The sequence below is a fragment of the Flavonifractor sp. genome, assembly GCF_019422385.1.
Taxonomy (GTDB): domain Bacteria; phylum Bacillota; class Clostridia; order Oscillospirales; family Oscillospiraceae; genus Flavonifractor; species Flavonifractor avistercoris.
On record NZ_JAHZDL010000073.1, the window covers coordinates 1 to 12,374 of the forward strand.

General features: G+C 66.6%; 11 protein-coding genes and 1 pseudogene. All 12 read left to right on the forward strand.

All coding sequences use genetic code 11. The annotated features are described in order from the left end of the window. Positions 1–183, forward strand: a pseudogene (locus QZ378_RS09820) (collagen-like protein); the annotation flags it as partial. Between the two features lie 63 nt (positions 184–246). Next, positions 247–1,317, forward strand: a complete 1,071-nt coding sequence (locus tag QZ378_RS09825; protein ID WP_291258135.1) for a tetratricopeptide repeat protein — start codon at positions 247–249, stop codon at positions 1,315–1,317. A 294-nt stretch (positions 1,318–1,611) separates the two neighbouring features. After that, on the forward strand, positions 1,612–2,394 hold the full coding sequence (locus tag QZ378_RS09830) for a threonine/serine exporter family protein (RefSeq protein ID WP_291258136.1): 783 nt from the start codon (positions 1,612–1,614) through the stop codon (positions 2,392–2,394). After that, complete coding sequence (locus QZ378_RS09835; protein WP_291258144.1) at positions 2,394–2,852, forward strand: threonine/serine exporter family protein; 459 nt, start codon at positions 2,394–2,396, stop codon at positions 2,850–2,852. The genes QZ378_RS09830 and QZ378_RS09835 overlap by 1 nt, the downstream gene beginning before the upstream one ends. A gap of 12 nt (positions 2,853–2,864) precedes the next feature. Then, on the forward strand, positions 2,865–3,590 hold the full coding sequence (locus tag QZ378_RS09840) for a YjjG family noncanonical pyrimidine nucleotidase (protein WP_291258137.1): 726 nt from the start codon (positions 2,865–2,867) through the stop codon (positions 3,588–3,590). A 17-nt stretch (positions 3,591–3,607) separates the two neighbouring features. Beyond that, positions 3,608–4,525, forward strand: a complete 918-nt coding sequence (locus QZ378_RS09845) for a GDSL-type esterase/lipase family protein (RefSeq protein ID WP_291258138.1) — start codon at positions 3,608–3,610, stop codon at positions 4,523–4,525. Positions 4,526–4,531: 6 nt separating this feature from the next. Beyond that, positions 4,532–5,017: a DUF4358 domain-containing protein gene (locus QZ378_RS09850; protein WP_291258139.1), complete on the forward strand. Its 486-nt coding sequence runs from the start codon at positions 4,532–4,534 to the stop codon at positions 5,015–5,017. Positions 5,018–5,132: 115 nt separating this feature from the next. Further along, positions 5,133–5,618 (forward strand): sigma-70 family RNA polymerase sigma factor, encoded by a 486-nt coding sequence (locus QZ378_RS09855; protein ID WP_191380247.1) that lies wholly within the window; start codon positions 5,133–5,135, stop codon positions 5,616–5,618. Between the two features lies 1 nt (position 5,619). Then, a complete protein-coding gene (locus tag QZ378_RS09860) occupies positions 5,620–6,471 on the forward strand; it encodes a DUF3298 and DUF4163 domain-containing protein (protein ID WP_291258140.1) in 852 nt (283 codons plus the stop codon). A 175-nt stretch (positions 6,472–6,646) separates the two neighbouring features. Next, complete coding sequence (locus QZ378_RS09865) at positions 6,647–10,489, forward strand: M14 family metallopeptidase (RefSeq protein ID WP_291258141.1); 3,843 nt, start codon at positions 6,647–6,649, stop codon at positions 10,487–10,489. A 397-nt stretch (positions 10,490–10,886) separates the two neighbouring features. Further along, positions 10,887–11,114 (forward strand): helix-turn-helix transcriptional regulator, encoded by a 228-nt coding sequence (locus QZ378_RS09870; protein ID WP_291258142.1) that lies wholly within the window; start codon positions 10,887–10,889, stop codon positions 11,112–11,114. A 307-nt stretch (positions 11,115–11,421) separates the two neighbouring features. Further along, the coding region (gene aroF / locus QZ378_RS09875) for a 3-deoxy-7-phosphoheptulonate synthase (RefSeq protein ID WP_291258143.1) at positions 11,422–12,374 on the forward strand (953 nt) is incomplete at its 3' end.

Sequence of the window (12,374 nt, forward strand, 5' to 3'; positions counted from 1 at the left end):
ACCGGCCCCACCGGCGCCGCGGGCGCCACCGGGCCTACCGGCCCTGCCGGTCCCACGGGCCCCAGCGGCCCGGCGGTCACTCCGGCGGCCGCGGTGGCCAACGCCACCCAGAACACCCTGCTGACCCAGTTCAACCAGCTGCTGGCCAACCTGCGGGCCGCGGGCCTGCTGGCCAACTCCTGAACGCCCAAAAAGCGGGGGCGGCGCAGATGCGCCGCCCCCGCATCTGATCCGGAGGACTCTGATATGAAGGTAGCAGTCTATGCCATCTGCAAAAACGAGGCCCGGTTTGCCGCGCGGTGGATGGCCTCCATGGGGGAGGCCGACGGGGTGTATGTGCTGGACACCGGCTCCACCGACGGCACGTCGGAGCGCCTGCGGACGATGGGCGCCGTGGTGGCGGAGGAGGAGATCATCCCCTGGCGGTTTGACGCGGCCCGCAACCGCTCCCTGGCCCTGGTGCCGGAGGATGTGGACATCTGCGTGTGCACCGATCTGGACGAGGTGTTCCGCCCCGGCTGGCGGGCGGCGCTGGAGGGCGCCTGGGGGCCGGACACCGTCCAGGCGTCCTACCGCTACACCTGGAGCTTCCGCCCCGACGGGGGGGAGGACACGGTGTTCTGGAGTGAAAAGATCCACTCCCGGCAGGGCTGGCGGTGGGTGCACCCGGTTCACGAGGTGCTGGAGCGGCTGCCCGGCTTTCCGCCGGGCGGGAAGGCGGCGGCGCCGGGGGTGCAGCTGGATCACCACCCCGACCCGTCCAAGTCCCGGGGGCAGTATCTGCCCCTGCTGGAGCTGTCGGTGGAAGAAGCTCCCGGAGACGACCGGAATACCCACTACCTGGGCCGGGAATATCTATACTACGGCCGGTGGGACGACTGCATCCGCACCCTGAAGCGGCACCTGTCCCTGCCCTCGGCCGTCTGGGCCGACGAGCGGTGCGCCTCCATGCGCTACATCGCCCGGGCCCTTGTGCAGAAGGGGGAGCCGGCGGAGGCCCGCCGGTGGCTGTGGCGGGCCGTGGGGGAGGCGCCCCACCTGCGGGAGCCGTGGCTGGAGCTGGCCTGGCAGCTCTATGAGTCCGGCGAGTGGGACGGGGTGGCCTACCTGTGCCGCGCCTCCCTGTCCATAGAGATGCGGCCCCAGACCTATATCTGCGAGGGCTGGGCCTGGGGGAGCCTGCCCTGGGATCTGCTGTCCATCGGCCTGTACCGCACCGGGCGGCGGGCGGAGGCCCTGGAGGCCGCCCGGCAGGCCCTGGCGCTGGAGCCGGACAATGCCCGCATCCGGCGGAATGTGGAGCTGCTGGGCGGCTAGGGCTCCCCGGCCTCCGGAGCGGCTCCGCCCACCGGCAGGAGCCGCTCCCACCCCAGGGCAAAGAGGGCGCCCGGCACATCCCGGCGGCCGGGCAAAAAAGGACAAGTCTGTTCTGGACAGCGGGGATATTTCGTGATACGATTACTCTGTATAGGGTTCGACACCCTGTACCCTAAAAACAACGCAAAATTTGTCGCCGGGGGGCGCAACTTTTTCCCCCGCCGCCCCGTCTATAGATCGGTGCGGCGGCCCCGCCCGGCGGCAGAGGTTCCGAAAGGACGGGTGCATGCCGGATTGGAGCTGGACTACAACAAGCTGCTGGACATGGTCAGTGAGATGGGCTACCGCCTCATGGAGAGCGGCGCGGAGATCTACCGGGTGGAGGAGTCCATTCACCGCCTGCTGGAGGCCTACGGCGTGCCCCGGGGAGAGGTCTTTGCCATCCCCAACTGTATCATCGTCAGCCTGATCTCCCCGGGGGGGCGGCCCCTGACCCAGATTCGGCGCATGCCCCCCCACGGCACCGACATCTACCTGCTGGAGAAGTACAACGGCCTGTGCCGCCGCCTGTGCCAGGAGACGCCCCCCTTTGACCAGGCGCTCAGGCGCATGCGGGCCATCGCCCGCCTCCACGTGGTCTACCCACTCCCCGTCCAGTTGGCGGCCCACTTCCTGGGCTGCGGCATGTTCTCCCTGTTCTACGGCGGCACGTGGCGGGACGGGATATGCGGCGGGCTGTGCGGGGTGGTCATCGGCCTGTGCTCCGCCCTGATGGCCCGCTTCGGAGCCAACCTGTTTTTCAAGACCATCGCGGGGGCCGCGGCATCCGCCGTGGCGGCGGTGCTGCTCACCGCCGCCGGCCTGGGGGCGCACCGGGATCTGATCATCATCGGCGCCCTCATGGCCCTGGTGCCCGGCATCGCCATCACCAACGCCATGCGGGACATCATGGCCGGCGACATGGTGGCGGGCATCAGCAAGGGGGCGGAGGCCCTGCTCATCGGGGCGGCCATCGCCCTGGGCACCGCCCTGGGCCTGGGCGTCACCGGGCTCATCGGGGGAGGTGGGGCGCTGTGATGGAGACGGTCACCTACTTTATGCCCTGCGTCTACGCCTTCCTGGCCTGCATCGGCTTCTCCCTGCTCTTCAACATCCACGGCGCGGCGGGCATGCTCATCTGCGCCGGCGGCGGGGGGCTTGGATGGCTGTGCTACCTGCTCACCGCCCCCCTGGTGCACAGCGACATCATCCAGTCCTTTTTTGCCGCCCTGGTCATCTCCGCCTGGTCGGAGGGGATGGCCCGGGTGCGCAAATGCCCTGTTACCAGCTACCTGCTGGTGGCCCTGTTTCCCCTGGTGCCCGGCGGCGGCATCTACTACACCATGGAGCACGCCGTCAACGGGGAGACGGAGCTCTTTCTGGAGACGCTGATGCACACCCTGGGGCTGGCCGGGGCGCTGGCGGTAGGGGTGCTGCTGGTGGCCTCCTCCGTGCGGCTGTTTGCCAGCTACCGCCGCCGGGAACCCCGGCGGTGAAAGGAGGCTGCCATGCCACGCTACGACTATGTGCTCTTTGACGCGGACAACACCCTGTTCGACTTCGACCGGGCGGAGGCGGAGGCCCTCCGCGCCACCCTGGCGGAGTACGGCCTGCCCGCCACGCCGGAGACGGAGGAGACCTACCTGGCCGTCAACCGGGCGCTCTGGGCCCAGTTCGACCGGGGGGAGGTGTCCCGGGAGTGGCTGGTGGTGGAGCGGTTTGCCCGGCTGCTCCGCGCCCTGGGCCGCTCCGGCGACCCCGCCGCCGTCAACCACGCCTACCTGACCCACCTGGGGGAGGGGGCCTTCCTGCTGCCCGGGGCGGAGGAGCTGTGCCGGGCGCTGGCCCCCTGCTGCACCCTGGCCATCGTCACCAACGGGGTGGCCATGGCCCAGCGGGCCCGGTTTGAGGCGTCCCCCCTGCGGGACGTGGTGCCCTGGCTGTTCATCTCGGAGGAGGTGGGGGCCAGCAAGCCCGACCCCGCCTTCTTCGCCCCGGTGCTCCGCGCCCTGGGGGAGCCCGACCGCGCCCGGGTGCTCATGGTGGGGGACAACCTGCTCACCGACATCCAGGGCGGGAAAAATGCCGGGCTGGACACGGCCTGGTTCAACCCCCGCCGCCTGCCCGGCGATCCGGCCGTCGTCCCCACCTGGGAGGCGGACGGCTTCCCCGCCCTCCGGGCGCTGATTTTGGGGGGCGGCTCCCGCACAAACGCTTCCACACAAATTACATAAGACACGAGGTGTGCGACTTGCCCACGAATTACCGACCCAAGCGGGCCCAGAAGCGGCCCCGCCGCCGCAATCCCATCCCCCTGCTGGCCGCGGCGGCGGCGGTGTGCCTGGCCCTGATTATCATCCCCTCCCTGGGCAGCGGCCCGGCCCAGTCCGCCGCGGCCCAGAGCCCGGAGGTGCCACGCACGCTCCCTTCCGCCAGCCCCACGCCGGAGGCAACCCCCACCCCTACGCCCACGCCGGAGCCCACCCCAACCCCGGTGCCCGCCCTGGACTTCACCCAGCCGGTGCCGGAGAGTGAGGAGGTGGAGATGGAATACTTTGAGGACGCGCTGTTCATCGGCGACTCCCGTACCGACGGCCTGCGGCTGTACAGCGGCATCCAGGGGGCGGACTTCTACTGCTACAAGGGCCTGACCATCTTTGAGGTGGACGAGCGGAAGATTGTGGAGCTCAACGGGAACTCCTACTCGGTGGTGGAGGCCCTGGAGAAGGGCCCCCAGTACGCCAAGATTTACATTTCCCTGGGGGTCAACGAGCTGGGGTACTACAACGACAACGCCTATCACCAGGCCTTCTCGGAGTTCCTGGATACGGTCAAGGCCCTCCAGCCCAACGCCATCATCTACCTGGAAAACCTGGTGCCGGTGAACCCTCAGAAGTGCGCCGAGTACAAGCAGCCCTCCTATGTGAACAATGACCGGGTGGCCGCCTACAACGCCATCTATCCCCAGCTGGCGACAGAGCACCAGGTGGCCCTGCTGGACGTGGCCTCCGCCCTCAGCGATGAGAACGGCATCCTCCCCGCCGACGCCACGGCGGACGGGGTGCACTTCACCAAGGCCTGGTACCAGAAGTGGCTGGCCTACCTGATGAACCACACGGTGTCCCCGGAGGAATATGAGGCGGGACAGACCGCCGCGGAAGGAGCGTAAAAAGAGATGAAAACCATGCTGATGCGGCTGATTCCCGCCGCGCTGACCCTGTGCCTGACCCTCACCGCCTGCGGCGGTGACAGTGGTGACAGCCAGGCGGCCGGGGCCTTCGACCCCGCCGCCGCCGCCCAGGCCCTGATGGACTCCGGCGCCTTTACCGAGACCCTGGAGGCGGTGGACGCGGACGTGGCCGCCGCCCTGTACGGCGTGGACGCCGCCGACATCACCGACTGCGCGGTGTATACCTCCCTGTCCGCCGGCGCGGAGGAGATCGCCGTGCTGGTCATGGCCAATGAGACCTCCGCCACCGCCGCCCTGGAGGGGCTGGAGAAGCGGGTGGCCGACCAGAAGGCCGCCCTGGAGAGCTATCAGCCCGACGAGGTGACCAAGCTGGACAGCGCCATCCTCGAGCAGCGGGGCAGCTCCGTGCTGCTGGCGGTGTGTGCCGACGCCGACGCGGCCCGGGCCGCCATCGACGGCCTGTCGGCGTAATCCAGATTATCCCCCCAAAGTGCCGGCCAGCGCCGGCACTTTTTTTGACCCGCCCGGCAACTTTTTCCCCGGCTGCCGCGTCTCAGATACAGAACCAGGAAGGAGCGCCCCGGCCTTGGAGCAGACCGTCTACCAGCAGCTGACCGACTATCTCGTGGCCCACCAGGAGGACTTTTACCGCCTGGCGTTCAGCTATGTCAAAAACCGGGACGCCGCCCTGGACGTGGTGCAGGAGAGCATCGTCAAGGCCCTGGCCAAGGCGGACACGGTGCGCCGGCCGGAGTACATCAAGACCTGGTTCTACCGCATCCTGCTCAACGAGAGCATGAACCACTACCGCCGCACCCGGCGGCTGGTGCCCCTGGAGGATGCCGCGCCCGAGGCGGCCGACCCCCGGGGCGATCCGGCGGAGCGGCTGGATCTCTACGACGCCATCGAGCGGCTGGAGCCCCGGGAGCAGGCCATCATCCGCCTGCGGTTCTTTGAGGACATGAAGCTGGAGGAGATCGCCCGGGTCACCGCCACCAATCTGAACACCGTCAAGTCCCGGCTGTACAAGAGCCTGCGGAAGCTGCGGGAGCTGACGGGGGAGGAGTGCTGACATGGACAACGTATGGGAGCGGGCAAGGGCCCGCTACGCGCAGACCCCGGTGCCGGAGGAGCTGTCCTTTGCCGTGGCCTCGGCCATCCGGACGGGCTCGCGGCGGCGGCGGGCCAGTTGCGGCCTGCGGCGGGGCCTCACCGGGGGCCTGGCCGCCTGCGCCTGCTTTGTGCTGCTGGTCAACGCCAACCCCACCTTTGCCCGGGCGGTGTCCGATGTGCCGGTGCTGGGGGGCCTGGCCCGGGTGTTCACCGTCAGCGAGTACACCATCGACGAGCGGGAGCAGCTCATCGACGTGCGCATGCCCGCCCTGGAGCTGCCCGAGTCCACCGATCTGGAGCAGCGCATCAACACCGAGATCCGCACCCGCATCGAGCAGGTGCTCCAGGAGGCGGAGAACCGGGCCCGGTCTGTCCGGGACGCCTACGTGGAGACGGGGGGCGACGCGGCGGAGTTCATCCCCGTGATCATCGACGTGGACTACGAGATCAAGTGCCAGAACGACCAGTATCTGTCCTTCATCCTCACCGAGACCGAGACCCGGGCCAGCGCCTACACCGAGGTGTATACCTATAACATCGACCTGGAGGCCGGGCGGGAGCTGACCCTGCGGGATATGCTGGGGCCCGACTATGTGGAGCTGGCCAACGCCGCGGTGAGGGAGGGCATCGCCGCCCGGGAGGCCGCCGACCCCGACGCCACCTTCTTCCACGACGAGGCCGGCTTCACCTCCATCGACGAGGATCAGGCCTTCTATATCAACGAGGCGGGCAACCCGGTGGTGCTCTTTGAGAAATATGAGCTGGCCCCCGGCTATATGGGCCAGCTGGAGTTCGAGGTGCCCGTCCCCTGACCGCCGCAGCAGACAGAACATGAATATAAATTGCCGAATCCGGACAGGAATGCCTGCCCGGATTTGGCAATTTTTTTCTTGACAACCGGGGCGCGGAGTGCTATTCTTTCATACATAAATATTCGCTCATATACGAATATTATTCACTTGCGTGGAAAGAAGAAAGGTGAAGAGCATGAAGAAACACACGTCCCTTGGCCGGCTGCTGTCCCTGGTGACGGCGCTGGCGCTGCTGGTGAGCCTGTGCGTGATCCCCGCCTCCGCCGCGGAGGGCACCGCCGCAGAGCCCGCAGCCAGCTTTACCAACACCTCCGGTGACGGCGGCGCAGACGCCATCTCCCTCACCGCCGGCCGCAGCTTTGAGGCCAAAATCCCCGTGGACATGACCGAGGCGGAGGCCCAGGCCGCCGCCGAAAGCGTGGTCTGGTCTCTGGACTACGACGAGAGCCAGCCCTATGTGGATCCTGAGCTCTATCCCAACCACTCCGCCGGCGGCGCGCTGGATACCTGGCTGTGCACCGACGGGGAGACCCCCCTGTTCTCCAACGTCACCACCGGCGCGGTGACCGAGAACGGCCAGGTCTATCTCACCGTCACCTTTGACAGCGGGATCTACTTCTACACCACCAACCGCTCCACCGGGGAGAGCACCCCCGACGCCAGCGCCCCCCACTCCAACGGCGGCGCCTATCTGGACGTGTGCGGCTGGTACGACCTGACCGCCACCCTGGACGGCCAGACCCTGGGCGCCGTGGAGGGCGTGAAGGTGGCCCCCTACGACAGCTTCCACACCATGGAGGAGCTCTATGAGAACATCGGCGCCATCGTGGACTTCGCCGCGGAGAACACCGGGCTGTATGTGGAGCAGTTCTCCATGGGCTCCAGCCAGGGCGACAACGGCATGGAGAGCCTGGACATGCCCTACCTGATCATCGCCAAGAGCGAGGCCGCGGTGGACAAGTGGCAGGAGATCAAGGCCGAGGCCGAGAGCGATCCCACCGCCCTGATTGCCAAGATTGAGAACGGCACCCTGGGCGACTACCAGGTGCCCGTGATGTACTCCAACGTCCACGCCAACGAGGTGGCCGCCAGCGACGGCGTGCTGGCCTTCGCCTGGATGCTGGTGGAGGCCGCCGCGTCTGAGAGCGGCACCATCGACTACGACAAGCTCACCGGCTTCACCGCCGAGGGCGAGGCCGAGCTGGCCGCCCAGATGGGCCCCGAGGGCCAGGAGGGCTCCGTGGCCGTGCCCGACCTGGTGGCCGACACCGCCACCTACCTGGGCTACCTGAAGGGGGAGAACGCCGACGGCACCACTGCCAGCGTCTCCACCGTGGTGGATCTGGAGCAGTACTACACCATCGAGACCGAGACCGTGGATGTGGACGAGCTGCTGGACGACGTGTTCTTCATCATCGTCCCCGAGGAGAACGTGGAGGGCCGCACCTATGTGACCCGCACCTCCTCCGGCGGCTTTGATCTGAACCGGGACAACTCCTTCCAGACCCAGGCCGAGACCCAGAACATGACCCGGCTGATCGCGGAGTGGAACCCGGTCAGCTTCGCCGAGTTCCACGGCCGGGTGCAGCAGTTCCAGTGCGAGCCCTGCGACCCGCCCCACGAGCCCAACTTCGAGTACGATCTGCTGGCCGAGCACCTGATGGCCGGCGGCGAGGCCCTGGGCATTGCCGCCGTTGCCAACAACGACGGCCACAACAGCTACGTGATCCCCCAGCGGGACTACCTGACCTACACCGGCGAGACCGCCGCCGACGGCTCCTACCAGACCCAGTGGCTGGATCCCTGGGACGACATGTCCACCAGCTACACCCCCCAGTACGCCATGCTCCACGGCACCGTGTCCTACACCGTGGAGGTGCCCGCCTATGACGAGTACATGGTGCAGGGCCTGGCCTACGGCCAGCTGGGCCAGTCCAACTACATCGCCCAGAACAAGGAGAGCTATCTGCTGAACCAGACCAGGATCTTCGAGCGGGGCGTCACCAACGCCAACTCCGACGCCTATGAGCTGGTGGGCCAGTGGCTCACCGACCAGTACGACGTGGAGGGCGCCGAGGCCGACCTGTTCCGCCCCGAGTACGACGGCGAGGGCCAGAACGGCAACTTCTATCCCGAGTGCTACATCATCCCCATGGACGGGGCCAACCAGTCCAACCTCCAGGCCGCCGCGGAGATGATGGTCTACCTGACCCGCAACGGCGTCACGGTGAACGTCACCGAGGACAGCTTCACCTACAACGGCGTGGAGTACCCCGCCGGCACCATGATCGTGTCCATGTACCAGGCCAAGCGCAGCGTGGCCAACGGCGTGCTCTACGACGGCACCGTGATCACCGAGTGGCCGGTGCTCTACTCCGAGGGCATCACCGCCTTCAACTACACCCGGGGCTTCGATATGGTGGTGTGCGCCGAGCCCGCCGCCTATGAGACCATCGACGCCGCCTGCGGCGACGGCATGGACTACGCCGACGCCCAGGCCTATGTGGAGACCCTGACCTCCGCCTTCTCCGGCGTGGAGGGGGAGAACGTGGTGCTGATGAACGCCTCCGAGGCCTCCACCGCCGCCGTCAACGACCTGCTCCGGGCGGGCAAGGCCGTCTCCCTCATCACCGCCGGCGAGTACGAGGGCAGCTTCCTGGTGTCCTATGCCGACTGGCAGAGCGTCTGTGACGACTACCTGCTCACCGGCGTGGGCGTGTCCGCCGCCCTGTCCGGCCTGAGCGCCCAGCCCCTGTCCAAGGCCCCCGTGATCTACATCTCCGGCAAGCCCGCCGACAACGACTCCGGCTTTGTCAAGACCAGCCTGGTCAGCGGCTCCTACCAGTACAACTACGACCGCCAGGCCATGGAGCTGCTGGGCTTCACCGTCACCGACAACGCCGCCCAGGCCGATCTGATCATCGGCGCCGCCGCCCTGGACGACCAGGCCCTGGCCGCCGTGCAGGCCGGCACCCCCTATATCGGCTACGGCTCCAACGCCATGCGCTCCGCCGTGGAGCTCTTTGCCGACGGCGAACTGGTCTATGAGACCGCCGGCGACTCCGCCATGGACGCCCTGTCCTATGTGACCTACCCCACCGACAGCCTGATCACCGCCAGCTATGTGGCCGAGGGGGACGACGTGCTCTACGGCTACGGCGCGGGCTACTTCGCCGCCATTCCCGAGGGCGCCCAGGTGCTGGTGCAGCTGGACAGCTCCAAGGGCCTGCTGGAGGGCTTCCTGCCCAGCACCGGCGACCACTACCAGGACTTCCTGGACGACTCTATCCAGGCCATCTCCTACCAGGGCGCGGGCGCCGACGGCGCCCAGCTGGACGTGGTGCTCTTCGCCAACACCCTGACCAACAAGGTTCACCAGCGGGATGAGTTCAACTTCATCTCCAACGCCGCCTGGGCCGCCGTGCTGAACGGCCAGGCCGCGGAGGAGCCCGCCACCGGCTACTCCGACGTGGCCGCCGGCGCCTGGTACGCCGACGCCGTGGCCGCCGTCACCGAGCAGGGCCTGATGAACGGCGTCACCTCCACCGCCTTCGGCCCCGGCGTCACCACCACCCGCTCCATGCTGGTCACCACCCTGTACCGCATGGCCGGCCAGCCCGACCTGTCCGACGAGAACCTGGGCTACCCCTTCGCCGACGTGGTGGCCGACTCCTGGTACGGCGACGCGGTGTACTGGGCCCGCCTCAACGGCGTGGCAAACGGCACCAGCGACTCCACCTTCTCCCCCGACGGCACCCTCACCCGGGAGCAGGCCGTCACCATGCTCTACAATTACGCCAACGCCCAGGGCTATGACACCACCCAGGGCGGCATGGCCGCGCAGGAGTATCCCGATTTTGCCAGCGTGTCCAGCTGGGCCTCTGAGGCCGTCACCTGGGCCGTGAACACCGGGGTGCTCACCGGCACCAACGCGGGCACCCTGAATCCCCAGGGCTCCGCCACCCGTGCCGAGCTGGCCACCATGCTGGTGCGCTTCACCGCCGGCCTGGAGGGCTGAAACCAAGGTCAAAAAGAGGACGGGCTTTTGAAAAGCCCGTCCTCTCTTTGTGTCGAAAAAGCGGCTTTGCCGCTTTTTCGAGAAAGGCCACATGGCGGAAGAGGTTCGTTTTCTTACGAAAAAGTCACCCCTTCCGCCATGAGAAGTGTCATTTTCGAGGCGCATGTCCCCGAAAATGACGAATTTTGATTTGATTCCTGTGGCTGCGGCCGCAGGAACTCTGCGAGGCTTTTCCTCCCGGAGGTTTTTTCGACAGCCTGAGAGGACGGGCAAACCCCCGTCCTCTCTTTTGCTGCCTACGGCACCGCACCTTGCGGATGGCTGCATTTAGCGAAAAATTCGCTAAAATTCAAGGGAAAGCAATTGACTCCCGTATGCTTTCCATGAAGTGGGAAGCATGAAATACGGCCGCATCCGAGATCTCCGTGAGGACAGGGATCTGACACAGAAGCAGATGGCTGAGGTGCTCAATTGCAGCCAGCGGATTTACAGCAATTATGAGCGGGGCGATGTGGACATCCCCACGGAGATCCTGCGCAAGCTGGCGGAGTTCCACCATACCAGCGTGGACGATCTGCTGGGCCTGACGGACGAAACAGCGCCCTATCCCCGGCGGAAGGGGTGACCATTTGTGAAAATTTCCGGTTGCAATTCCCAAACTGCGGGGGTATAATGACCCTAACCTGTTATTGTGGGGAGAAAATCATGGATTACCGAACCCTCACAACTGCATCCTTCGTCTTTTCCTTTGGCTGGGCTCGATTTATGGGCACCGGCTTTTTCGGCATGGGAAAAAACGAGGGATGAAATGAATGGGCGGGGCCGTTCTTGGGGCCTCATCGTACCTGGAAGCTGCCGGGGCACTCATTGATTTCATCAATGGGTGCCCCTTTTTTGCGGGCTTCCGGGAGAAACAGAAAGGATGTTGAACTATGGTAGTTGTCATGAAGCCCGGCACGGCGAAGCAGGACATTGACGCGCTGGTGGCGAAGCTGAAAAAAATGAACCTGGACGTGGGCATCACCAACGGCGTGGGGTGCACCATCCTGGGCCTGGTGGGCGACACCACCGCCGTGGACATGGACAAGATCTCCATCAACCCCCACGTGGAGCGGGTCATGCGGGTGCAGGAGCCCTACAAGAAGGCCAACCGCAAGTTCCACCCCGAGGACACGGTGGTCACCGTGGGCAGCGCCAAAATCGGCGGCGGCAGCTTCTCCGTCATCGCCGGCCCCTGCTCCGTGGAGAGCGAGGCGCAGATCTGCGAGGTGGCCGAGGACGTGAAGCGCTCCGGCGCGGCCCTGCTCCGGGGCGGCGCGTTCAAGCCCCGCACCTCCCCCTACTCCTTCCAGGGCATGGGCACCGCCGGGCTGGAGCTGCTGCTGGAGGCCAAGAAGAAGACCGGCCTGCCCATCGTCACCGAGATCATGGACCCCCGCATGGCCGAGCTCTTCGAGGAAGAGGTGGACGTGGTGCAGGTGGGCGCCCGCAACATGCAGAACTTCGAGCTGCTCAAGGAGGTGGGCAAGATGAGCAAGCCCATCCTCCTCAAGCGGGGCCTGTCCAACACCTACGAGGAGTGGATCATGTCCGCCGAGTACATCATGGCCGCCGGCAACGAGAACGTGATCCTCTGCGAGCGGGGGGTGCGCACCTTTGAGACCTATACCCGCAACACCCTGGACGTGTCCGCCATCCCCGCCGTCAAGCAGATGAGCCACCTGCCCGTCATCGTCGACCCCTCCCACGCCGCCGGCATGTACTGGATGGTGGAGCCCCTGGCCCTGGCCGCCGTGGCCGCCGGTGCCGACGGCCTGATCATCGAGGTGCACAACGACCCCGCCCACGCCAAGTGCGACGGCCAGCAGTCCCTCACCCCCCAGAA